Annotated in this window: 22 protein-coding genes and 1 tRNA gene; 3 read left to right on the forward strand and 20 right to left on the reverse strand. The window is 66.2% G+C overall.

Annotation, left to right across the window (positions count from 1 at the left end; translation table 11 throughout):
* Positions 1-55: 55 nt before the first annotated feature.
* The gene (locus tag ACFWCF_RS07055) at positions 56-2,362 is read left to right on the forward strand and encodes a M28 family peptidase (protein ID WP_378558934.1); all 2,307 of its coding nucleotides are present in this window, start codon (positions 56-58) and stop codon (positions 2,360-2,362) included.
* 7 nt (positions 2,363-2,369) lie between these two features.
* Here the strand turns inward: ACFWCF_RS07055 and ACFWCF_RS07060 are convergent, their stop codons facing one another.
* Together ACFWCF_RS07060 and ACFWCF_RS07065 are read right to left on the reverse strand one after the other, a co-directional pair.
* Entirely contained in the window at positions 2,370-3,878 is a 1,509-nt protein-coding gene (locus ACFWCF_RS07060; protein ID WP_378558936.1) for a glutamate-cysteine ligase family protein, read from the reverse strand.
* Positions 3,879-4,026: 148 nt separating this feature from the next.
* Complete coding sequence (locus tag ACFWCF_RS07065) at positions 4,027-4,842, reverse strand: peptidoglycan DD-metalloendopeptidase family protein (RefSeq protein ID WP_378558939.1); 816 nt, start codon at positions 4,840-4,842, stop codon at positions 4,027-4,029.
* 241 nt (positions 4,843-5,083) lie between these two features.
* Here ACFWCF_RS07065 and ACFWCF_RS07070 point away from each other — a divergent pair.
* Positions 5,084-5,156 (forward strand) — tRNA-Arg (locus ACFWCF_RS07070).
* Between the two features lie 91 nt (positions 5,157-5,247).
* Here the strand turns inward: ACFWCF_RS07070 and ACFWCF_RS07075 are convergent.
* Genes ACFWCF_RS07075 through ACFWCF_RS07085 form a run of 3 tightly spaced genes read right to left on the reverse strand, consistent with a single transcriptional unit; the run spans position 5,248 to position 6,852 of the window.
* Positions 5,248-5,640, reverse strand: coding sequence for a type II toxin-antitoxin system VapC family toxin (locus ACFWCF_RS07075; protein WP_378558942.1), 393 nt, complete (start codon positions 5,638-5,640; stop codon positions 5,248-5,250).
* Entirely contained in the window at positions 5,637-5,906 is a 270-nt protein-coding gene (locus ACFWCF_RS07080) for a hypothetical protein (RefSeq protein ID WP_378558944.1), read from the reverse strand. The genes ACFWCF_RS07075 and ACFWCF_RS07080 overlap by 4 nt, the downstream gene beginning before the upstream one ends.
* Before the next feature lie 52 nt (positions 5,907-5,958).
* Complete coding sequence (locus tag ACFWCF_RS07085; protein ID WP_378489255.1) at positions 5,959-6,852, reverse strand: siderophore-interacting protein; 894 nt, start codon at positions 6,850-6,852, stop codon at positions 5,959-5,961.
* A gap of 191 nt (positions 6,853-7,043) precedes the next feature.
* Here ACFWCF_RS07085 and ACFWCF_RS07090 point away from each other — a divergent pair, with 191 nt between their 5' ends.
* Entirely contained in the window at positions 7,044-7,502 is a 459-nt protein-coding gene (locus tag ACFWCF_RS07090; protein WP_378558947.1) for a hypothetical protein, read from the forward strand.
* Here ACFWCF_RS07090 and mddA read toward each other — a convergent pair.
* The 15 genes from mddA to ACFWCF_RS07165 form a co-directional block, all read right to left on the reverse strand.
* Positions 7,489-8,268 carry a methanethiol S-methyltransferase gene (gene mddA / locus ACFWCF_RS07095; protein ID WP_378558950.1) on the reverse strand — a complete coding sequence of 260 codons (780 nt, stop codon included), beginning with the start codon at positions 8,266-8,268 and terminating at the stop codon, positions 7,489-7,491. The two genes, ACFWCF_RS07090 and mddA, sit on opposite strands and share 14 nt — an antisense overlap.
* Positions 8,269-8,344: 76 nt before the next feature.
* Positions 8,345-8,674: a YnfA family protein gene (locus ACFWCF_RS07100; RefSeq protein WP_378489252.1), complete on the reverse strand. Its 330-nt coding sequence runs from the start codon at positions 8,672-8,674 to the stop codon at positions 8,345-8,347.
* Between the two features lie 25 nt (positions 8,675-8,699).
* Positions 8,700-8,960 carry a LuxR C-terminal-related transcriptional regulator gene (locus ACFWCF_RS07105; protein ID WP_378489251.1) on the reverse strand — a complete coding sequence of 87 codons (261 nt, stop codon included), beginning with the start codon at positions 8,958-8,960 and terminating at the stop codon, positions 8,700-8,702.
* A gap of 122 nt (positions 8,961-9,082) precedes the next feature.
* The gene (locus ACFWCF_RS07110; protein ID WP_378558953.1) at positions 9,083-11,359 is read right to left on the reverse strand and encodes an ATP-dependent DNA ligase; all 2,277 of its coding nucleotides are present in this window, start codon (positions 11,357-11,359) and stop codon (positions 9,083-9,085) included.
* Between the two features lie 101 nt (positions 11,360-11,460).
* Positions 11,461-11,892 carry an SRPBCC family protein gene (locus ACFWCF_RS07115; RefSeq protein ID WP_378558956.1) on the reverse strand — a complete coding sequence of 144 codons (432 nt, stop codon included), beginning with the start codon at positions 11,890-11,892 and terminating at the stop codon, positions 11,461-11,463.
* A 114-nt stretch (positions 11,893-12,006) separates the two neighbouring features.
* The gene (locus tag ACFWCF_RS07120) at positions 12,007-13,641 is read right to left on the reverse strand and encodes a cation acetate symporter (RefSeq protein ID WP_378558959.1); all 1,635 of its coding nucleotides are present in this window, start codon (positions 13,639-13,641) and stop codon (positions 12,007-12,009) included.
* Positions 13,638-14,000: a DUF485 domain-containing protein gene (locus ACFWCF_RS07125; RefSeq protein ID WP_378558962.1), complete on the reverse strand. Its 363-nt coding sequence runs from the start codon at positions 13,998-14,000 to the stop codon at positions 13,638-13,640. The genes ACFWCF_RS07120 and ACFWCF_RS07125 overlap by 4 nt, the downstream gene beginning before the upstream one ends.
* A 125-nt stretch (positions 14,001-14,125) precedes the next feature.
* Positions 14,126-15,898 carry a cation acetate symporter gene (locus ACFWCF_RS07130; RefSeq protein WP_378558964.1) on the reverse strand — a complete coding sequence of 591 codons (1,773 nt, stop codon included), beginning with the start codon at positions 15,896-15,898 and terminating at the stop codon, positions 14,126-14,128.
* A gap of 12 nt (positions 15,899-15,910) precedes the next feature.
* Positions 15,911-16,216 (reverse strand): hypothetical protein, encoded by a 306-nt coding sequence (locus ACFWCF_RS07135; RefSeq protein WP_378559420.1) that lies wholly within the window; start codon positions 16,214-16,216, stop codon positions 15,911-15,913.
* A 71-nt stretch (positions 16,217-16,287) separates the two neighbouring features.
* Complete coding sequence (locus ACFWCF_RS07140) at positions 16,288-17,070, reverse strand: LytR/AlgR family response regulator transcription factor (RefSeq protein WP_378558967.1); 783 nt, start codon at positions 17,068-17,070, stop codon at positions 16,288-16,290.
* 31 nt (positions 17,071-17,101) lie between these two features.
* Complete coding sequence (locus ACFWCF_RS07145) at positions 17,102-18,325, reverse strand: sensor histidine kinase (RefSeq protein WP_378489243.1); 1,224 nt, start codon at positions 18,323-18,325, stop codon at positions 17,102-17,104.
* Between the two features lie 46 nt (positions 18,326-18,371).
* On the reverse strand, positions 18,372-20,006 hold the full coding sequence (locus tag ACFWCF_RS07150; protein WP_378558970.1) for a Na+/H+ antiporter: 1,635 nt from the start codon (positions 20,004-20,006) through the stop codon (positions 18,372-18,374).
* Positions 20,007-20,089: 83 nt separating this feature from the next.
* Complete coding sequence (locus tag ACFWCF_RS07155; RefSeq protein WP_378558972.1) at positions 20,090-20,278, reverse strand: antitoxin; 189 nt, start codon at positions 20,276-20,278, stop codon at positions 20,090-20,092.
* Positions 20,279-20,372: 94 nt separating this feature from the next.
* Positions 20,373-20,657, reverse strand: a complete 285-nt coding sequence (locus ACFWCF_RS07160) for an antitoxin (protein ID WP_378489240.1) — start codon at positions 20,655-20,657, stop codon at positions 20,373-20,375.
* 95 nt (positions 20,658-20,752) lie between these two features.
* Positions 20,753-23,230: an HAD-IC family P-type ATPase gene (locus ACFWCF_RS07165; RefSeq protein ID WP_378558975.1), complete on the reverse strand. Its 2,478-nt coding sequence runs from the start codon at positions 23,228-23,230 to the stop codon at positions 20,753-20,755.
* Positions 23,231-23,261: the final 31 nt, after the last annotated feature.

A 23,261-nucleotide genomic window follows, 5' to 3' on the forward strand; every position in this document is an offset into this window, starting at 1 on the left:
AGTGCCCCGGCTTGTCGGCCGGGGCTCTGCCCGTTTTGACCGCTACGCTCGGTCCATGGACACCACTGCGTCCGGCGACGCTCGGGCTCTGCCCCGGCTGCCGAGCCTCCTCTCGCTGCTCGCTCTTCTCGTCGTCGGACTCGCAACGGTGCTGCTGCCCGCCGCGGCGACGCCGCTCGGACCCGATGCTGCGGACGAGGTCTTCAGTGCCGGCCGCGCCGCCACCCACATCGAAGCGGTCTCCGCCGAACCCCGTGTGCTGGGCTCCCCCGCTCACCGAGCTGCCCGCGAGTACCTCGTCGGCGAACTGGAAGAACTGGGCTGGCGTACCTCCGTCAAGAGTGGGGTGGGCTGGTTCTCTCCCCAAGACGGAACAACGCAGCGCGGTGCCCGAGTGCACAACATCGTTGCCCTTCTGCCCGGAACGGATCCCACCGGGACGGTCGTGCTCGCCGCCCACTACGACACCGTGCGGGGCTCGCCCGGCGCCGGGGACGACGGGATCGGCATCGGCACCGTCCTCGAGTCCGCCCGCGCGATCACCGCCGGACCGCCGCCGCGCAACGACATCATGGTCCTACTCACCGACGGCGAGGAGGACGGACTTCTCGGCGCCGACATGTTCACCAGCACACGCTCGCCGTCCCTCGGACCCACTGTCGTCCTGAACCACGAAGCACGCGGCAACTCCGGCGCACCCGTCACCTTTCGTATCTCCGACCCCAATGGTGCCCTCATCGAGGCTCTTGCCGGCGCACCCGACGCCAGCGCGGATTCCCTCACGCAACTCGGATTCGAGCTGCTCCCCAACGACACCGACTTCAAGCATTTCGACAACGCCGGATTTCACGCATACGACACGGCGATCTCCCGAGGTTCGGCCTTCTATCACAGCCCACTCGACACTCCCGACCGGCTGAGCCACGAGTCACTGCAACAGATGGGCGAGATCGCCCTCGCCACCGCGCACTCTCTCATCGACGCCGACCTCACCGAGCTCGATTCGGGAGGCGAAAAGGTCGTGACCACCACGCCGTGGGGGTTGCTCTACTACGCGCGGTGGGTGGAGGTTGCGCTGACCGCATTGTTCTTCGTCGCGGTCGGGTGGCTCGTCATCGCACGGATCCGGCGAGCCGAGGCCAGTATCTGGTCCGTGGCCGCCGCCGCTGGGGTGTCGGTCGCCACCGTCGGAGCCACGGCGCTCGCAGCGTGGCTACCGTGGTGGCTCGCCCAACGGCTCGCTCCGGGGATGGCGTCGCCCGTCGTCTCGGAGCCCTACCGCCCGGGCATGTACGAACTCGCCGCCGTCGTCGCAGCACTGGGTGTGCTCATCACGGCCTATCTGTGGGCCCGCAAGCACCTGTCCGCAGGGTCTCTCGTCGTCGGCGCCTTCGTTCTGATCGCAGTGGTGGCAGCGGTCGCGCTTCCGTTCAGCGGTGCCGCATCGGCGCTGGTTCTGCCCGCATTGCCGGCCCTCGTGGGCATGCACGTCGCCCGATTCGTCGTCGACCGTCCACCGCTTCCGGTAGTAGCGGTGGCGATCGGCTCGATCCCGGCCGCTGTGCTCCTCGTCCCCGCTGTAGTGCTGTCGTTCGACGCCGGACTCATGTTCGGTGCCCCCCTCGCCGGAGTGTTCGTCGCGGTGTTGTTCGTCCTGACCCTCACGCTGTGGGAAGCCGTACTTCCGTCATCCCGCACCTCTGTCGGCATCGCCTCCGTTACTCGCGTTGCCGGAACCGCTACCCTCGCATCGGTACTCGTCTGCGCGCTCGTCGCGGGATTCCTCAACCGGGACGGCGCGACAGAGCCACGGCAGGAACACCTGTGGTACGCGCTCAACAGCGATCTCGACACCGCGGTCTGGGCTTCGCCGGACTCCCCTCGCTCCGAGTGGAGCCGCGAACTACTCATCGACCAGGCAAGTCCCCTGCCCGTAGAATTCCCGTGGCGCGACGAGCAGATGGCACACGGTCCAGCACCCGTCGCCCCTCTCCAGGCTCCCGAGGTCGAGGTGCTCGACGACACGTCGGCCGGCGGTGCCCGCGAACTCCGCCTGCGCCTGTCGTCTCCACGAGGCGCGAACGCCGTCGGCCTGTGGGTCGACAGCACCACGGCCACCGTTCACGGCGCAACCGTCGACGGGCACCGTGCCGAACCGGCAGAAAATTTCGGATTCCGGTTCTGGGGGGCCGGGCCGGAAGGGGTCGAGGTGACTCTCACTCTCAGCGTCCTCGAAGACCGAGTGGGACTGCGCATCATCGACCTGTCGGATGATCTGAGCGTTGTGCCCGGCTACGAACCACCGACCGACCGGGTGGTGGTGGCACCCACCGTTGTGGTCGCGCGGTCGCTGCGGATCTGATCGGCCGTCAACTCCAGGTGTGGACCGGCGCTCCCGTCAGCATGTTCTCCACGTAGTCACGCATCATCCGGGTGAGCGCGGTCTTCCGGTCGGTCCCACTTGCTTCCTGTCGTGCGACGTGCTCGCGTTGCCACGCGGCGCCTGTGCGCCGGTTCAGGCACCGCCCCTCGATGACGCCGAGGTAGCGGTCGCGGGATTGCGCCGAGAGACCGAACGAGTCCAAACCCCGGTCGGCGAGCGGAAGCAATCGCCGCAGGACGAGTTCGTCGGCAGCGACCCAACCCAATTTCGGCCAGTACAAACGGGATTCGAGTCCGTGCTTGGCACCGATGATCAGGTTCTCTTCGGCCGCATCGAAACTCATCCGCCGCCACAACGGGTCGTCGTCCTCGACGAGCGCCCGCAGCAATCCGTAGTAGAACGCGGCGTTCGCCATGGTGTCGAGCACGGTCGGTCCCGCTGGTAGGACACGATTCTCGATCCTCAGGTGCGCCTGGCCGTTACTGATGTCGTAGACGGGACGGTTCCACCGGTAGATGGTGCCGTTGTGCATCTGCAGTTCGCGCAGTTGCGGAATCAGGCCCGCGTCGAGTTCGGCGGCGGGATCGGCATCGGTGATCTCCGGGAGTAGCGCAGTGAAGTAGCGGGAGTTCTCCTCGAACAGATCGATCGGGGACTCGATCCACCGTTCCCCGAACCACACCCGCGGACGGACACCCTGGTTCTTCAGCTCGAGCGGCCGCGTGTCGGTTGCCTGGGCGAACAGGGGAATCCGGCTCTCGTGCCACAGTGCCTTGCCCGCCAGAAACGGCGAGTTCGCCGCGAGGGCCACCTGCACCCCCGACAAGCACTGCGCCGCGTTCCAGTGCGGCGCGAAGTCTTCGGGTGCCACCCGCAGGTGCAGTTGCAGTGACGTGCAGGCCGCTTCGGGCACCACCGAGTTGGTATCGGCGCGCAACCGTTCGATCTCCTCCGTTCCTGGGAGGGGCACACCGTCGAGGTCGAGTTCGATGTCTTCGCCTCTGGCCGCGAAGATCTGCTCGTTGAGTGCCTCGTAGCGTGGATTCGCGGTGATCCGATCACGACCGAGATGGTCGAGTTCGAGTGTCGGCAGCATCCCGATCATGACGAGCTGGGCGTCGAACAGGTGCATGCGTTCGTCGGCTCGCCGAAGGGATTGACGAAGAGAATCCTCGATCTCGAGGGTCGCGTCGCCGGTGAGTGGGCCCGGTTCGACGTTCATCTCGACGTTGAACTGGCCGAGCTCGGTCTGAAAGACCGCATGGTCGTCGATCGCCTGGAGAACTTCGAGGTTGGACATTGCCGGGGCCATGTCGCTCTGGACCAGGTTGAATTCGATCTCCATGCCGAGCTGCGGCTCGGGCGAGGAGTGCGCATCGGCGAATGCGCCATCACGGAGCATGCGTTCGAGCGCACCCATGCACTCACGAACCTTGTGCCGGAACTGTCGGCGGTCTGCCCCGGTGAACGAACGAGCAGAAATCTCTGTGCCCACGGGTTCTCCCGGTCTGTGCCGTCGGACGTTTTCGCAAGCCTAACCGCTGTCCGTCTCGAATCGCATGATCCCACGACGTCCATCCTGTGAATGCGAAACACACCCGGCCGCAGGGCCGGGTGTGTTTCGAAGTTTTCGGAAGTGACGGTCAGACCGCGCGGTAGCTGCTCCAGTCGGCGACGACGCCGCGGTCGCTGAGCCAGGTGTTCGGGTTGGTCTTGTTGCCGGACGCATCCCACACCTCGAAGTGCAGGTGCGGCCCGGTGGACCAGCCACGGTTACCGACGGTGGCGATCTGCTGGCCCGCGCTCACGCGCTGACCGGAAGAGACCTGGAAGGTATCGACGTGGCCGTAGACGGCGGTGGTGCCGTCATCGTTGAGGACGCGAACCCACTGGCCGTAGCCGGACGCGGCGCCCGCATCGAGGACCGTGCCGTCGGAGGCCGACTGGATCGGGGTGCCGATGGGAGCAGCGATATCGATTCCGCCGTGGTGCGAACCCCAGCGCGAGCCCCAGTCCGAGGTCAGGGTGCCGGAGACCGGCTGCACCGTGCTGGGCTTGATGGGGTTGAGGTCGTTGAGCCAGTTGCCGCCACCGGTGAACTGGTCGACGAGGCCCTGGACCTCGACGGGCAGCTGCGGAGCGCCCTGCTCGGCGGGAGTGGTGATACCGGGGATCGCCGGAAGTTCGATGCCCGCGGGAAGTTCGAACGGAAGCTGCGGGGCAGCGGGCGCGGCCTGGACCGGTCCGTGATCGTGGCCGGGGTGAGCAGCGGCGGTGCCTGCGGTGAACTGCGCGCCGATGGCCATGAAGGCGCCCGTGGCGCACGCCACGGTCGCGGCCTTGGCAGGAGCCGACGGGCCCGTCGGTTCGATGCGATGACGTCCACGCTGTGCCGGTCCGGCCGTCAGGCCGATCTCGTATGCCGATGCATCTTCGCGTGTCCGCTGGTGCCGTGCCACAGTTGCTGTCCCGTTCGTAGTCCCGATTCGACCGGTTCGTAACGTTCCGGCCGTTCCTGGCGATTCAAGGTAACAAAACGATATACGCCAGGTCCAGCGTTACCTCTTCCTGATCTCACAGAGCGGGAACCGAACCAACCGGTCGGTAACAAAGGGCGGATTTTCCGCTCTCTTCGTCACCGCGGGAGAGCGACCGCTACACTCACACCGCGCCGCGATTCGGTCCGCCGGATGGGCGCGCGCCCTCGTAGCTCAGGGGATAGAGCAACCCTCTCCTAAAGGGTAGGTCGCAGGTTCGAATCCTGCCGAGGGCACACACTCTCCATACGCCGCTCTCCCGCTACAAAAGCAGCTTCCCGCGTCAGCGATTGCTGAAGCGGGAAGCTGATAAGCGCGCGGGAACACTCAGCCGGGCGAGTCCACGAGTTCCACCCCATGGATCCTCGCAGCATTCTGCATGCCACGATCCAGCGTCATCAGCTGATAGCTGAGACGTCGGGCAAGCGCCAAGTACAAGGCCTCCGCGTACGTGGCGTTATCGATCAACCCGACTGCAGCCACCGAATCGATCGGCTCACGGATTCGCTCCACAGGGTGATCACTGAACGCAGCTATGAGCGCACGCGCCTGATCGTGCTCCAGTTCCCCTCGACGCACCAGACTGAGGAGCGCGGAGCCGACCTCGAAGTCCACGTGCGGCGGAGACACACATCCTGCCGCACGGATCCGGTCCGCGTAGCCGGCAGGCAAGGCCCCTCGCAACAGATCGACCCACACCGATGCATCGACGACGATCACTTTTCTCCCCGGTCGTACTCGTCTCGAATGTCTCGCACGACTTCAGCACCGGACATCGTCGCCCTGCCGGAGATCGCCAGCCGCCGCTGCGTCTGCTCCAACTTCTCGTCCCACGCGGCAATGGCGCGCCGCTGCAACTCCCGCCGAACGTCGGCCGCCATCAGATCCCGCAGATACGCCGATACCGACTTGTGCTCGGCAAGAGCTTTCTCCGCGATCACCGCGGCGACTTCGTCCGGGACATCACGCACCTGAAGCGTTGCCATCACCCCTCCTCCGCATGCATAACTTCATGCAGAAGTTAGCATGCGCCGAGGCCTACAGTCCGACCTTCTCCAGAGCAGCCTCGTACACATCCATGGCCTCTTCGACCGACTTCCCCTCTGCGAGCGCGCCCGAGTACACCGCGCGCAACTCGTCGCCCTGCTCCTCGAACTTCGCCGACCACCGCTCGGCATCCTCACGCCAGTAGCCGACGATGTCGTACTGGTCGCGCGACCAGCCGAGTGAACGCAGGTGCTTCTTGGCGGCGCGGATGTCGGCGGCCTCGCCCGCGAACCAGCAGTATCCGTCGGCAGGCAGGTCGAGCTCGGCGAGCGCAGCGGACAGTCGTGTGCGCGACACTCCGTTTCCGGTACCGATGAGCTCGACGATCTCAGTGTTCTCCCGAGCAGGCAGGTACTCGAGCTCGCTGCGGTGGAGCACCTCGGCAACGACGGTCACGTGAACTGCGGGGTCTGTCTGCTCCAGGACTCTGGCCAAAGCCGGCAACGCGGCGAGATCTCCGGCCAGGACGTGACGGGTCGCCGAGGGCGGGGGCGCGTGCCACGAGCGCGGACCGGCCATCAGCACACGCCAGCCGGGTTCCGCGGCGCGCAGCCACTCGATCGCGGGACCGTGATCGTGCTCGGCGAAGTCGATCACCATCTCGCGGGACTCCGCGTCGTAGGAGCGCACCGTGTAGTTGCGGTGTCCGGCGTTGCGCTCCTCGTCGGCGATCTCCCACCCGCCGAGGGCATTCGGATTTTCGCTGGGTCTTGCGTGCAGCTCTTCCGCGTCGCGCGAGAGATAGAACGCCACCGACTCGTCGGCTGCAGCCAGCGGAAGGTAACCGTTCCCGGTCCCTTCCCCGACCTCGAGGCGGGCACGCAACAGATGCTCGGCGACCTGCTCACGCGCGACCAACGTGGCAACAAAATTCTCCCACTTCATTAGGCCAGGCTAACCGATCACGATTCCGCACCTGTGACCGCAACAACACTGCGGTGCCCGAAACCGCCCCTCGATGATCGACTGCTCGATAGAATCACGAAAGTCTTTCGGTCGTGGGACGCGCCACGCGAGCAATACGCACTGTGGTCGGCACCCGGACACGTCATTCTCACCTCTGAGGAGCCCGCAGCATGTCTGCAGTGCGATTCACCAGTCGAGCACTCACATTCGCAGCCCCCGTCGCAGCCGCTGTTCTGTTCGCCGGTGTCGCCACGGCGGCTCCGACGCAACCGCTGGGTACTGCGATCACCATCGGCTGCCTCAATCAGGGCAGCCTCGCGTCGCTCACATCGGTAGCAGCCCATCCCGGCCCCGACGAGGAACACGGGATCGCCGCGGGCCACGTGCTGTTCTCCACGACGCAGGCGGTGTGGCCGATACCGGCCGCCGGTCAGGTGACGGTCGCCTGGCTCAACCCGGACAATGGACGCACCGGCATCGTCGACCTCACCGGGGCGTACCCGAACCTGTCTGCGATGGTCGATACCGGGCCGGGCCAGGTGCTGACCACCGTGTTCGGATCGGTGAGCCTCGCGAGCGGCCCGCTGTGCAATTCGACGCCTGCGACCGGCGGGGTCACCGTCGGCTGAGCCCTTTCCATGGCACGATCATCGGCACGTGGGTCCGGTAGGAGCGATATCGCTCACCGAATGTCGCGATGAGGTCGTGCTCTTCGAACCTGATCGCCACCAGGATGTACGCGGTGGTGACCGCAGCGAAGAGCAGGTGCCCGACAGACATGGTCGGCGCAGCCCAGAACGCGACGACGAACCCCAGATAGAGCGGGTGCCGCACCGACCGGTACAGCAGCGGTATCCGGAAGGCGTTCGCGGCGGGCGGTTTTCCGAGCTGATGACGGACGACCTGCCTCAACCCGAACAGGTCGAAATGATTGATGGCGAACGTGGAGACGAGCACGAGCCCGAATCCGCCGAGCGACACCGCGTAGAGCAGAACTCGCAGCGGACCGGTCTCGATGTCCCAGATCGGGTGCGGGAGTGGACGCCACTGCCACATCACGAGCGCCAGCGCGGCCGAGGCGAGCAAGACGTAGGTCGATCGTTCGGCGGGTTCGGGCACGATCCGGGTCCAGCGTTTCTTGAACCAGGGTCTGGCCATCACCGAGTGCTGCACGGCGAACAGCGAGAGCAACGCCAGATTGATCACGATGGCGATTCCGGCCGGGGCACGCGGCCCTTCGTCGATGTTCCGGGGGACCACCAGTCGTTCGACCCACCCGATCGCGTACAGGAACACCGCGAGGAATATGAGATACGCGCCCACCCCGTATCCGGTGACGAGTAGGCGTGAGGCCAGGGTTCGGGTGCGAGGGCCCGTATTCGTTGTTGTTGTCATGCGCCCAGTGTCAGGACTATGACTGCCGCTCAGAAGATCCCCTGAGGTGGGTACCCGGCCACCCTTCGGCGCGCGGCTACCGCGGCGCGTACATGATCACGGCGACACCTGCGAGACACACCAGCGCGCCCGCGATGTCCCAGCGATCCGGGCGGAATCCGTCCATCACGACACCCCACAGCAGCGAGCCCGCGACGAACACTCCCCCGTACGCGGCGAGGATGCGGCCGAAATTGGCATCCGGTTGCAGCGTCGCGACGAATCCGTACGCCCCTAGCGCCAGTACACCGAGGCCCATCCAGATCCACCCGCGATGCTCGCGCACACCCTGCCAGACCAGCCACGCCCCACCGATTTCGAACAGTGCAGCCACAGCGAACAGAACGAGGGACTTCAGGACGGTCATGTTGGGACAGGCTACGGATCGGCGGCTACAGCTCGTCGATGGACACGACACCGTCCTGGAGCGCGCGCACGAGCAGCGACGTCTTGGTATTTGCGGGCCGCCCGACCCGCATGTACTTGTCGCGGATGCGGGCGATGTGAGTACTCACGGTGGCCGCGGTCACGAACAGACGAGACGCTGTCTCGGACTTGGACTCGCACAGAAGCCACTCCCGGAGGATCTCGGTTTCACGGGCCGAGAGCTGCGGCGAGGAGTAGGTGCGGATGGGTGCAAGCACACTCGTCATGTCGGGTTCCTTCGTTGAGCGGTCTGACGAACCGGTGGCTCCCCGACAAAGCCATTACGTCCGGTATCAGAAGAACATACGATTTTGCACCGACAACTACCAGTCGATGACCGAGTCGGACACTATTCGCGGTGCACATCCTGCGGGTCCAGATCGTCGCGAAGGCCGCGCCAACTCGGATGACGGAGTCGGCCACCCTCGGTCCACGACCCGAACCGCACCTCTCCCACCAGCACGGGTGCCACCCACACCGCGTCGCGCCGATCGACGGCCGGTAGCTCGTCCTCGAAGGGACTCGTGTCGCGCCGCAGCTCCCGCAACGACGACGTCAGCGCCGCGAGAGCCCGGTCGTCGAACCCCGTGCCGACCCTTCCCACGTAGACGAGCCCGTCGTCGCCGGGGATACCGAGCAACAACGATCCGAACGACCCCGCGCGGTTACCCTGACCTCGGCGATACCCGCCGATGACCACCGATTGTGTGAGCCAGTTCTTCGCCTTCACCCACGCCGCGCTCCGCTTCCCGGTCAGATACACCGAGTCACGTCGCTTTGCGACCACGCCCTCCCACCCGTACTCCAGACTCGCGGCGAGTGCGTCGGCGCCGTTCCCGGTCAACAGCTCCGGCACGATCAGCTTCGCCGATACCGCGGCGAGCGCCTCGAGCACCCGGCGGCGGTCGTCGTACGTCTTGCGCACGAGCGACACGCCGTCCAGGTAGAGGAGGTCGAACACCCGGTACTCCGGCACCGCCCCGCGCTGCAACTTCTCGAAACTCGTGACACCTTCCGCGTCCACCGCCACGATCTCCCCGTCGAGGACGGCATCGTGACCGGCGAGGACATCCGCAAGTTCAGCGAGCGCGGGAAACTCCTCGGTCACGTCCCGTCCCGATCGGGCACGCAACCGGACTGCGCCGTCGTGCACCTCGGCAATCGCGCGATATCCGTCCCATTTGCCTTCGAACGCCCACGACGAACCGCCCAGGTCCTCGACCTCGCCCGCGGTCGCGAGCATAGGACGCAGATCGACCGGAAATGCCTCCGACCGCCCTGAGCTGGACTGTTGCTTCATCCGGTGGGCGAGCCACTGATCCTTCTCCGTGCGGATCAACGCGTATCGGCCGTCGATGCGCTCACCGCGCAGTCGCACGATCACCTCGTCGTCGCGCCATTTCTCGGTGTCGTAGGTGCCGGTGTCCCACACCGTCATCGTTCCGGCGCCGTACTCACCGGACGGAATGGTGCCGTGGAAGTCCAGATACTCGAGTGGGTGATCCTCGGTACGGACGGCGAGATGGTTGCGGCCGGTGTCCTCCGGGAGATTCTTCGGCACCGCCCACGACGCAAGCACGCCGTCGCGTTCGAGTCGCAGGTCGTAATGTAGGCGCCTGGCGTGGTGCTTCTGGATGACGAACCGATCGTCGTGGCCGGTCTCGGCGACACGGGACGGGATCGGCTCCGGGGTACGCCCAGCGTTGCGCTTGCGCCGGTAGTCGGTGAGCGCGTCGGCGGCGGAGTCTTCGGACTGCGTGTCGCCGAGCGGGGGGTCGAGGCCCGCGAGCAAATCACCGTGGTCTGCGACCCGTTCGAGCACTTCGTCGAACGTGAGCTGCCGCAGCTTCGGGTCGTCGAGTTCGTCCCAGCTCCGCGGCGCCGCCACCCACGGTTCGGCGCGTCCACGCAACGAATACGGCGCGACCGTCGTCTTTGCCGCGTTGTTCTGACTCCAGTCGACGAACACCCTCCCACCGCGCACCACCTTTGCCATGGTCGCGGTGACGAGATCCGGGTGCAGCGTCGCAAGATTCGTCGCGACCTGTCGCGCGACGGTCGACGCACCGTCGGAGCCCAACTGCCGATCCAACGGCACGTAGAGGTGAAGACCCTTGCTGCCACTCGTGACGGGATAGGTCTCCCACCCGAGTTCCGCGACCATGTCGCGCACATACCGCGCGACCTCGGCGCACTCCGAGAGCCCCGCGCCCGGCCCAGGATCGAGGTCGAACACGAGCCGGGTCGCAGGGCCGGGGGTGGATCCGGCGAACCGCCACTGCGGGACGTGCAGCTCGAGCGAGGCCTGCTGCCCGAGCCACGCGATACCCGCCACCGAGTCGAACACCGGGTAGGTGACCGAGCGTTGCTTGTGATGCACCGTGCGGCGGTCGAGCCACGCCGGCGCGTGCGGCGCCAGGTTCTTCTCGAAGAAGGCCGGTTCGTCGACGCCGTTGGGCCAGCGCTTACGGGTACCGGGACGACCCACGACGTGTGGCAGCATGACCTCGGCGACGGCGACGTAGTAGTCGATCACCTCACCCTTGACGGTGCCGGTGCGGGGGTACAGCACCTTGTCGAGGTTCGTCAGAGTGAGACGACGGTCCCCGATCGTGCGGGTCGGCATCGTCTCATTGTGCCAACCGCGTCCTACCGCTCCCCCACATTCGAGCGAATGTATCGTTCGCTAGGTCTGAGGAGACGGGTGAGCCATTCGCTCAGTCACGGTCAGCCGTAGAGTTCCGCAAACTTGCGCAGTGAGGCGTCGAGGTCACCTTGGAGGGCGCGCGCCACACCCGACCCGATGGGTCCGAACAGCGGCGCTCCCCCGAGTTCGATCTTCATCGTCAACCGCGAACCCGACCCCGCGTCGGCAACAGCGAGCCGCATCTTGAACTTGGTGCCGCCCTTACCCGACCCACGGAGCACGACGTGGTGCGGTGCGTCGAGTTCCTCGACCGTCCACTCCACCCGGTTGCGCATTCCCTTGACCGACACCACCGACTGCAGTGCCACTCCGACTTCGAGTGTGTCGGGGAGTTCGCCGCGCCAGCCGTCGTGGATGCTCAGCCATTCGCCGAACGCTTCCAGGTCGGATGCCTTCTCCCACGCGGATTGTGGGTCGAGCGGAAGATCGGTCGCGACTTCGAGTTTCGCCATGCCCGCAGCGTAAACCGTTCCCCACGACAGAGCGAACGGCACCTTTCGCTCGATCAGATCGATCGAAGGTGCCGTTCGCTCGGGCAAGGGTAGGGAACCGTCAGTGCGACCCTCTCAGTGCGACACGGCCTTCTCGACACCGACACCGGTGAGCGAGCGCACCTCCATCTCCGCCTGCTTGAACGAATCCTCCGGCTTGTTGCGGCCGATGTACGTGCCGATGATGCCGAGGCCGAAGGCGAGCGGGATGGACACGATGCCCGGGTTGGACAGCGGGAAGAACGAGAAGTCGACATCCGGGAACATCGACGACGGACTGCCGGACACCGCCGGGGAGAACACGATCAGCAGCAGGCAGCTGATGAGGCCGCCGTAGATGCTGAACAACGCACCGGTGGTGTTGAACTTCTTCCAGAACAGCGAGTACAGCAGCGTCGGCAGGTTCGCCGAGGCGGCAACGGCGAAGGCCAGCGCCACGAGGAAGGCGATGTTCTGCCCCATTGCGAGGATGCCGAGCACGATCGAGACGAGGCCGATCACGACGACGGTGATGCGCGAGACCCGCACCTGCTCGTCCTCGGTCGCCTTACCGTGCTTGAGCACGCTCGCGTAGATGTCGTGGGCGAACGATGCGGATGCCGTGATCGCCAGACCTGCGACGACCGCGAGGATCGTGGCGAATGCGACTGCGGAGATGACGGCGAGGAAGATCGTGCCGCCCAGTTCGTAGGCGAGCAGCGGTGCGGCCGCGTTCTCCTTGCCCGGGGCATTGAGAATGACGTCGGGGCCCACCATCTTTGCGGCGCCGTAGCCGAGGACCAGGGTGAACAGGTAGAAGGCGCCGATGAGCGCGATCGCCCAGGTCACCGAACGTCGTGCTTCCTTGGCGGTCGGCACCGTGTAGAACCGCATCAGCACGTGCGGCAGACCCGCGGTGCCGAGCACCAGCGCGATGCCCAGGGAGATGAAGTCGATCCGGGTCATGCCGCTGATGCCGTACTTCGCTCCGGGAGCGAGGATGTCGCGGCCGGCGACCGCTTCGTCCGTGGAGCTGGATGCCATCGCCTGAGCGTCGGCGAGCAGCTGCGAGAAGTTGCCGCGTACCGCGAACAGCACGAGCACGAACATCACGCCTGCGCCCGCGATCAGCAGGACTGCCTTGACCATCTGGACGTACGTGGTGCCCTTCATGCCGCCGATGAGGACGTACACGATCATGAGCACACCGACGACGGCGACGACGATCGCCTGTCCGGCCTTGTCCTGGATGTCGAGCAGCAGCGCGACAAGGCCACCGGCACCGGCCATCTGGGCGAGCAGGTAGAACAGCGACACCGCAAGGGTCGACAGCGCCGCGGCCATCCGCACGGGCCGCTGCTTGAGTCGGAAGCTCAGCACATCGGCCATCGTGAATCGTCCGGTGTTGCGGAGCAGTTCGGCGACGAGCAACAGCGCGACGAGCCACGCGACGAGGAAGCCGATCGAGTACAGGAATCCGTCGTAGCCGTAGACAGCGATGGCGCCGGCGATACCGAGGAACGACGCCGCCGACAGGTAATCGCCTGCGATCGCGAAACCGTTCTGGGGACCGGAGAACTGGCCGCCGCCGGTGTAGAAGTCCGATGCCTTCTTCGTGGTGCGGCTGGCCTTGATGACCAGCCCCATCGTGACGACGACGAACGCCACGAAGATGGCGATGTTGAGCAGCGGGCTACCGACGTCGGTGCTGCCCTGGGCAAGTACGGTCACTTCTGCGGCCCTTCCAGTTCGTCGCGGATCGCTGCCGAGCGCGGATCGAGCTCACGGCCGGCGAACTTCACGTACACGGCGGTGATGATGAACGTGGTGACGAACTGCCCCAGGCCGAGGATCAGGCCGAGGTTGATGTTGCCGATCACCTTGGTTGCCATGAAATCCGCCGCGTAGGTCGCGAGCAGAACGTACAGGGCGTACCAGGCCAGGAAGAACACCGTCACCGGGAAGACGAACCGGCGCAAACGGCTGCGCAACTCCTGGAACTCCGGGCTCGCCTGCATGTCGACGAAGTCCTGCGGCGTGGGTTCTCGCCGCTCCGGTACGTCACTCTCGCTGAGTGGTGCTGTGGTCACTGCCGACTCCTTGGTCGTACGTGTGAGGTGTAGTTCACACAGACGCTAGTGAGACGGTCATCACACAGAAAGGGGTGCGTGCAGGTTGCACGCCGAGCTGTCGTGGCGTGCGCCGAACGGTCGACTCACCGCGACGAACGGCGCTCCCCGAATGCGCCGAGCTCTCGGTCGCGACCCATCCCGAGACGCTCCGGAACATGCATCCGAGAAAAGGTGCGGCCGACGTCGGCGGGCACCCTCCGCCTCGTTGCCAGGCTCACCCCGATCATGACGAGGAAGGCCAGTGGCACGCTCACCGCGCCCGGATAGGCCGACAGAACGGCAGGCCATCCCCCCGCGGTCGACGGGTCGAACCGCACCACGACTGCGAGCATGGCCGCACCTCCGGCCACCGCACCTCCCACGACCATTCCCGCAGCTGCGCCGATCGCGGTCAGTCCACGCCACCAGATCCCCAGTACGAGCAGCGGGCACAGCGTCGACGCGGCGATCGCGAACACCTGCCCCACCGACCTGGACAGGTCCAGCGAGACCACCGACACGGCCAGCAGTAACGGAACGATCCCCGCCAGTACCGCTGCCATCCGGAAGTCCCGGACCCGTCCGCGCAGCACGTCGGTCGACAACACCCCGGCGACACTCACCAGCAGACCGGACGACGTCGACAGGAACGCGGCGATCGCACCCGACGCGACGAGCGCGGCGAGGAGCTGACCCACCCACCCCGAGAGCACCGAGTTGGGCAGCAGCAACACCGCGGCGTCGGATCGGCCCGTGATGAGCAGCTGCGGCACGTACAGGCGCGCGAACACTCCGAGGATGGTGGGAAACAGATAGAACAATCCGAGCAGCCCGATCACGGCGAACGACGTCACGCGCGCCGCGCGGCCGTCGGGGTTCGTGTAGAACCGCACCAGGACGTGCGGTAGGCCCATCGTTCCGAGGAACGTGGCGATCATCAGCGAATACACCTGGAACAGGTGGTGCTCGCCACCGGCGCCGATCCCCGCGCCCGGCGACCCCCACGCATCGTTGTCGGAGGGTGCGCCCGCCACCACCGGCACGGACGACCCTTCATCGAGGACCAGTTCGGTGCCCGCGCCGAGTTCGTGCTCGCCGGGGGTCAGGACGATCCGGCCTGCCACCGGCCGGGAATCCACCTCGCCCGTGACCGTCACGGGGATCGGCTCCGCGACCTGCACGACGACGTCGACGGTGATGTCGACGGTGGTGATCTCGGTGACGGTGGGCGGCAATGGTTCGTCGACACCGCGGCTGTCGTTCACGAAATAGATCGTGAGGAACAGCGCGGGAACAGCGACCGCGGTGAGTTTGAGCCAGTACTGGAAGGCCTGCACGAACGTGATCGACCGCATGCCGCCGCCCACCACATTGGCGATGACGATGACGCCGACGACCGCCGCCCCGACCCAGCTGGGAAGTCCGAGCAGGATGTTCAGCGTCAGTCCGGCGCCCTGGAACTGCGGTACCAGGTAGAGCACGCAGATGACCGCCACGACCACCATCGACAGCGACCGCAACCAGGGTTCGCCGAGTCGGAACTCGGCGAAATCCGGCACGGTGTACGCGCCCGAGCGACGCAGCGGCGCGGCGACGAACAGCAACAGGCCGAGGTAGCCGGCGGTGAACCCCACCGGATACCACAGGGCGTCGGTGCCGTATTTGGCGACGAGACCCGCGACACCGAGAAACGATGCGGCGGAAAGGTATTCACCCGATATCGCGGCGGCGTTCCAGCGGGGTCCGACACTGCGGGACGCGACAAGAAAATCCGAGGTGGTGCGGGAGATCCGCACCCCGTACACGCCGATCGCGACCGTCGCGATCGCGGCGGCGACGATGCCGACCACTGTGAGGACAGGAACCGAGGTATCCATGGAGGTGGAACGTCAGTCGTCGGTCAGGTCGGTGAAATCCTGCTCATTGCGTTCGGCCAGGCGCACATACAGCCACGCACAGCCCAAGAGCAGGAGATACGAGACGAAGCCCAGGAGGATCCACGGCATCCGCACCTTCCACAGCGTGAGGTCGGCCAGCGCGGGAAACAGGGCCAGCACCACAGGGATCGCGCCGAGCAGGCACACCGGGACCACCGCGATCCGCAGGGCGAGCCCGAGTTGCGCGCGCACCAGACCTCGAACCATCGCGTCGCCCACCTCGGTCTGTTGCTGCACTTCGACGCGGGTGCGCACCATGCGCGCGCCGCGTCGCTTCGCCAGCACGACACGTTCGCGGTGCGGTCCGGCGGGGCGTGCGGCCGGGCCGGTCACCGCGACATCCACGACTGCATCGGACCTCTGATCAACCGGTCCTTGAGTTCACGAGTGTGGCGGCGGCTCACGGGTAATTCCACCGGGGCTTGGCCACCGACGGGTTTCATGCACACCACCAGCCCCGTTCCGGCGCTGCGGATACCGGTCACCAACGGCAGCGACACCAGGTAGGAGCGGTGGACGCGCAGGAAGCCTGCGTTCGCCCAGCGGCTCTCGAGCGACGAGATGGGAATGCGTACGAGGTGCGAACCGGTATCGGTGTGCAGTCGCGTGTAGTCGCCGTCGGCTTCCACCCAGCGCACCGACGACCGCGACACCAGGGTGGTCACGCCGCCGAGTTCGACGGGAATCACCTCGTCGCGAGCCTCCGCATCGGCAGGCTCGGGCGTCGCCGGTGGGTGACGTTCGACGATGCGACGCACGGCCTCGGCGAGCCGCCCCTCCCGCAACGGTTTGAGCACGTAGTCCACCGCGCCCAGGTCGAACGCCGAGACGGCCCGGTCGTCGTGCGCGGTCACGAACACCACCGACGGCGGCGCCGCGAAGTTCCGCAGGATCCCTGCCAGTTCGAGCCCGTCGAGGCCCGGCATGTTGATGTCGAGGAACACAGCGTCGATCCCGCCGTCGCGCAGCAACCGCAGCGCGGTGGTCGCGTCGCCCGCGGTGTGAACCTGCCCGATATCGGGCCGGGCACGCAGCAGGTAGGCCAGCTCGTCGAGCGCGGGCGGTTCGTCGTCGACGGCGAGTACGGTCAGGTTCTCGGTGTTCTCATTCACAGCGAACTCATCGTGCCACGAACGATTCCGGTCACGGCCGGATACCCGCCCGGAATTTCGGCACCCTCATGCTCACCTTGGTGCCTGCGCCCGGTGCGGTGTCGACGACGAGGCCGTAGTCGTTGCCGAACGCGGCACGCAGCCGGTCGTCGACGTTGGCAAGTCCGACGTGCGCGGATTCCTTGATCCCGCTGCCCTCGGTGCCGTCGGCGGTCGAATCGAGTACTCCCGACCGCAGCAGTTCCGGGTCCATGCCGACACCGTCGTCCTCCACGCTGATGATGCAGTCGGTGCCCTCATCCGCGGCCACGATCGTGATGGTGCCTGCGCGCGCCGACTTACCGGCGATGCCGTGCCGCACCGCGTTCTCCACGAGTGGCTGCAATGCCAGGAACGGCAACGCGACGTTGAGTACCTCGGGCGCGACCTGCAACCGAACCTCGAGTGAGTTGCCGAAGCGGGCGCGTTCCAGCGTCAGATATCGGTCGATGTTGCGCAGCTCATCGGCGAGCAACGTGTATTCGCCGGTCGCGCGGAACGAGTAGCGGGTGAAGTCCGCGAAATCGAGCAGCAACTCGCGGGCCCGGTCGGGGTCGGTGCGCACGAACGAGGCGACCGTGTTCAGTGCGTTGTAGATGAAGTGAGGGCTGATCTGTGCCCGCAGCGCACGTACCTCGGCGCGGTCGAGGCGAGCGCGGGACGCATCGAGTTCGGCGAGTTCGAGCTGGCTGCACGCGTATCTGGCCACCTCGGTGAGCGCGCCGAGCAGCGCAGGCCCCGGGTCGGTGGTGGTGACGACACCGAGCACACCAGCGACACCGACCTCGTCGATGACCAGCGGCTGCGCGACCACGGCACGCGCCGCGACATCGCCGAATCCGCGTTCGAGAGAACTGTGCCCGACGAGGACGCGCCGCTCACCGTCGATCGCGCGGGCCGCCGCATCCTGGACCTGCTCGGACAGTGTTTCGAACGGCCCGTCCCACGCGAGCATGAGTCCGTCCGCGTCGAACAGAGCCACCGCCTGCGCCTCGGCGAGAAGCATCCGCAGGTGCGGGGCTGCTTCCTGCGCGGAGGCCGCATCCAGGCCGCTGCGCAGCGGTCGCGCAGCGAGCGACGCGGTGTGCAGAGTTGCGTGGACGGCCCGCTCGGCGGGTGTCGTGACAACTCGGCGCGTGCGCGCCCACACCGCGGCGATCCCCGCGGCAACGCACAGTGCCACGACAGCGACGACGAGCAGGACGGTTCCGGTCACGGATCTACGCTACGACGCGCATGAACGAAGATGCGCACCGAACGGATCAGTCCCGGCCGCGCCGGTCGATCCGCTCCTCCGCCGCGGCCTCTTCGACGTCGAGAGTCTCGAGTTCGGTCCGGAGCGTTTCGTCGTCGAGCGTGCCGTCGTCGCGCGCGGCGATCAGCGCGGTGCGTTGGGCACGCAGTACGGCACGACGGAACCGGTCGAACAACACACCCGCGTCCGGACTCTGCTCGACGTCGATCTCCGATTCGGTCCGCTCGACGTCGGCACGCGCCTGGATCGACCGGTCGACGCGTTCGAGGATTCGGCGCACCGCGTCGGCGTCGGTTCCTTCAGGGAGCTCCACGGACAGGGCGTGCAGTCGGCTTCTCGCCGCAGTGGAACTGATCGACCGGGCCAGCGCACGCTGTTCTTCGGCCCGCAGCCGTTCGTACGGATCGGTGACGTCGAGACGGCGGATCAGCGCGGGCATGGTCGAGCCCTGGATGAGCAGGGTGCCGACGGCGACGACGATCGCGGTGAGATGAATGATCTCCCGGCCGGGGAACGGCTCACCGGAGGCCAGTACGAACGGGATGCCGCCTGCGGCGGCGAGCGTCACGACGCCGCGCATCCCGGCCCAGGACACCACGACGTGCTCTCGGAAGCTGAGCGTGTCGCGGCCGAGTCTGTGCAATCCGGCCTTCCGGACTGCTCGTCGCCGGCTCCAATTCAGCAGGCCCCAGGCCGGACGGACCAGCATGACCACGACCAGCACTGCGAACGCATACAGCAGAATCGTGACGACGTCGTAGCCGTTGTCGGTCACTTCGTCGAGAACGAACTTCAGCTGTAATCCCATGTACGCGAACACGAACATCTCGAGCAGTGTGTCGAGACTTTCCCAGACGAAGCGTTCCTGGAGTCTGGTCGAGACCGACAGGTCGGTCGACCGGTGCCCCATGTAGAGGCCGGCGGCGACGACCGCGAGCACCCCGGATGCGTGGATTTCCTCTGCAACGAGATACGCGGTGAACGGAATGACCAGGCCCAGCGCTGTTTCCAACGACGGATGATCCATACGGGAACGCACCCAATGCACGGTCACCGCGAGAAGGAGACCCACCGCGACACCACCGACGACCTCGTAGCCGAAGAACACGACGGGCGAGTCGACGAATACCTGTGTGCCCACGACCGTGGAGACCGCCACAGTGAACAGCGTCAGGGCAGTGGCGTCGTTGACCAGGCCTTCACCGGTGAGGATGGCGATGACCCGCTTCGGCAGACCGAGTTTCTGCCCGACCGCGACCGCGCTGACCGCATCGGTGGGCGCGACGACGGCACCGAGGACCAGTGCCGCGCCGAAGGTGAGTTCCGGGACGAGCCATTCCGCGAAGAACGCCACGGCGAATGCGGTGACGAGGACCGTCCCGACACCGAGACGAAGAATATGCGACAGGTTGCGTTTGAAAGTGGGAACCGAGAACCGCAGCGCAGCCGAGTACAGCAGCGGCGGCAGGACCACCCCGAGGAGGACGTGCGGTTCGAGTTCGAGCTGTGGCAGGCCGGGGATGAACGACGCGAGGGCCCCGATCACGACGAGCACCAGCGGGGCCTGCAGATTTCCGCGGTTCGCCAGTCCGGTGACGGCGATCGCCGCGATGACGACGAGAAGAATCCAGGTTCCGCTCACCTGGTCGATTGTGCGTCAGGGGCCCGTGTCGCGGGCCCGAAGCGCAACGCCCCACGCACGAGGCATGCGTGGGGCAGGAGGCCTCAGACGGTGCCGAGGCTCTTCTTCGCCGCATCCTGGGCGCTGTCGACCTTGTCGGCGAACTTGCCGCCGGTCTTGTCGTCGGCCAGGTCGCCGACCTTGTCGATCGCCTGGTTCACCTTGTCCGGGTGCTCGGCGGCCAGATCTTTGCCCTTGTCGACGATGCCTTTGACCTGATCCATGAATCCCACAGCGTGTCCCTTTCGTTCGGCTATCGAGCGAAGAAATCCTCGCACAGCAGGGAAAGGGAGACGGCGGAGCACACGGACACGTCGACGGACTGCGCTATGGGGTGCGCGGCCCCGGTTGTGCCTCCGGGCCAGGATCGGACTGTGGCCCGGGGTCGCCGCCGGCACCGGGTTGGGCGCCGGGCGCGGGATTGCCGGAAGTACCGAGGTGCTTCTTCGCAGCGTCCTGCGCCTTGTCGACGTGTTGCGAATACTTGCCGCCGGTCTTCCCGTCGACCGTGTCGCCCGCCTTGTCGATGTACCCCTGGACCTTGTCGGGGTTCTGTGAGGCGTAGTCCTTGCCCTTACCGAGCAAACCCTTGAGCGAATCCATCAAACCCATGCCGTCCTCCTTCTGTGGGTGGAGTCGTCGACACGATTTCCCGCCCGAGAGGCCTTGCGAAACATGCACCGACGAATCCAGGCAGCGGTCGACGGTCAGTGTACTCCCGGGAGCAGGTCGTCCGGGGCTGCGAACAGACGCCGGTGCTCGCCGTGCAGGCGCCCCGAGACCCACCAGATGACCTCGACGAGCACCACACCGATCGCACCGCACGTCACCGCGATCGTCGAATAGGCAACGTTGGACGGGTCCAGCGCGAAGAATTCGCGCGTGGCCGGAACCGAGAACAACACGACGTAGCCGAGCAATGAACCGGTCAGCAAGACGATCTTCCACCACTGGTACGGGCGTGCCACCACAGCCAGAACCCACAGCGCGATCATGATCAGCGTGATCAGCGCCGACGTCCCGGCCTGGATCTTCTGCTCTTCGGTCTGATCCGGCCCGCCGTAGACGAGCACGTAACAGACAAACGTGGCCACACCGGTCACCACGCCCGACGGGATCGCCAGACGCATCACCCGCGACACGAATCCCGACCGCGCACGCTCGTTGTTCGGTGCGAGCGACAACAGGAACGCCGGGATACCGATGGTGAACCACGCCGCGATCGTCACGTGTCGCGGAAGAAACGGATACGGCAACGGCTCGAAATCGAAGACCTGCGACAGCGCCCCCGACACACCTATCAGGAAGGCCAGCAACACCGAGTACACGGTCTTGGTGAGGAACAGGTTGGAGACGCGTTCGATGTTGCCGATCACGCGGCGCCCCTCCCCCACCACGTACGGCAGGGTCGCGAACTTGTTGTCGAGCAAGACGATCTGCGCAACAGATCGGGTCGCCGGGCTGCCCGATCCCATCGCGACCCCGATGTCGGCGTCCTTGAGCGCCAGCACGTCGTTGACGCCGTCGCCGGTCATCGCGACGGTGTGTCCCCGCGACTGCAGGGCGGCCACCATCGCACGCTTCTGATCCGGTCGGACGCGTCCGAATGTCGTTGCGGATCCGACGGTCTCGGCAAGTTCGGTCGGGTCGTCGGGCAACGTGCGGGCGTCGATCGGACGGTCACCGCCTTGAAGTCCCAGCGACGACGCGACCGCACCCACCGATACGGCGTTGTCGCCGGAGATCACCTTGACGTCGACCTTCTGACCTGCGAAGTATTCGAGAGTGTCCTGCGCGTCGGGCCGGATCCGTTGCTCGAGCACCACGAGCGCTTGCGGAGTCACCGTGCCGGGAGCATCGGGATCGTCGACCGGGCGGTCGCCCGAGGCGAGCAGCAGCACCCGCAGCCCCTTCGCTCCGATCTCCTCCGCCTTCAACGCGAAATCGGATGTGGGGTCGAGCAACACGTCGGGTGCACCGAGCAGCCAGTTGCCGTGGTTTCCGTAGGACTGCCCGCTCCATTTCTTCGCCGACGAGAACGGCGCGACCGCAGTCGATTCCCCCCATCCCGGATCGTCCGGGAACGCCTCGCCGATCGCGAACACACTCGCGTTGGGTCGCGGATCGTCGGCAGCGAGCGCGGCGAGTGCCGCACGGGCGGTATCGAGATCGGTGCCGTCGGCGGGAACGACGTCCGCCAACCGCATTCCGTTCTCGGTGAGTGTGCCGGTCTTGTCGGCGCACACGACATCGACGCGAGCGAGACCCTCGATGGCGGGAAGTTCCTGCACGAGACACTGTCGGCGTCCGAGCCTGATCACACCCACCGCAAACGCGATCGACGTCATCAGCACAAGCCCTTCGGGCACCATCGGGACGAGTGCGGCGACCATGCCACTCAATGCCGGCCCGAGCGCCTCGCCGCTCGAGAACAACTGGTTGTAGATGATGAGCAGGCCCGCGGGAACCATCAGGTAGGTGATGAACTTCAGGATCTTGTTGATCCCGGCGTTGAGTTCGGAATGCACCAGCGTGAACTTGCTGGCCTCGTCCGCGAGCCTGGCCGCATACGCATCGCGTCCCACCTTCGTCGCCCGGTACGCACCGCTGCCCGACGCCACGAAACTGCCCGACATCACCGTCGAGCCCGGTGTCTTGTCGATCGCGTCGGCTTCGCCGGTGAGCAGCGATTCGTCGAGTTCGAGTGCTGCTGCATCGACGACGACCCCGTCGACCACGAGCTGGTCGCCGGGGCCGAGTTCGATGATGTCGTCGAGCACCACCTCGCGCGGCGACAGCTCTGCGGACATGCCGTTTCGGCGCACCACCGGTTTGGCCTGCCCGACGATCGCAAGCTTGTCGAGTGTGCTTTTGGCACGCACCTCCTGGATGATGCCGATCCCGCTGTTCGCGATGATCAACAGCCCGAACATGCCGTCGATGATCGACCCGGTGAACAGCACGATCAGGAAGAGCACACCGAGGATCGCGTTGATGCGCGTGAATACGTTGGCGCGCACGATGTCCTTGACCGACCGTGACGCCCTGTCGGGAACGTCGTTGGTCTCGCCCCGCGCGACCCGTTCGGCGATCTGCTCGGTCGTCAGCCCGTTCGCGACATGCGTCGCGTCGGTCTCGATCGTCTCACCCGGCCCTAACGTCACGGTGGGCTCGTCTGCTGTCATGCCGATCAGGCTATGCCGTGAGCCGACATTT

Origin of the sequence: Rhodococcus sp. NPDC060090 (genome assembly GCF_042729855.1) — a bacterium.
In the GTDB taxonomy this organism is placed as follows: domain Bacteria; phylum Actinomycetota; class Actinomycetes; order Mycobacteriales; family Mycobacteriaceae; genus Rhodococcus.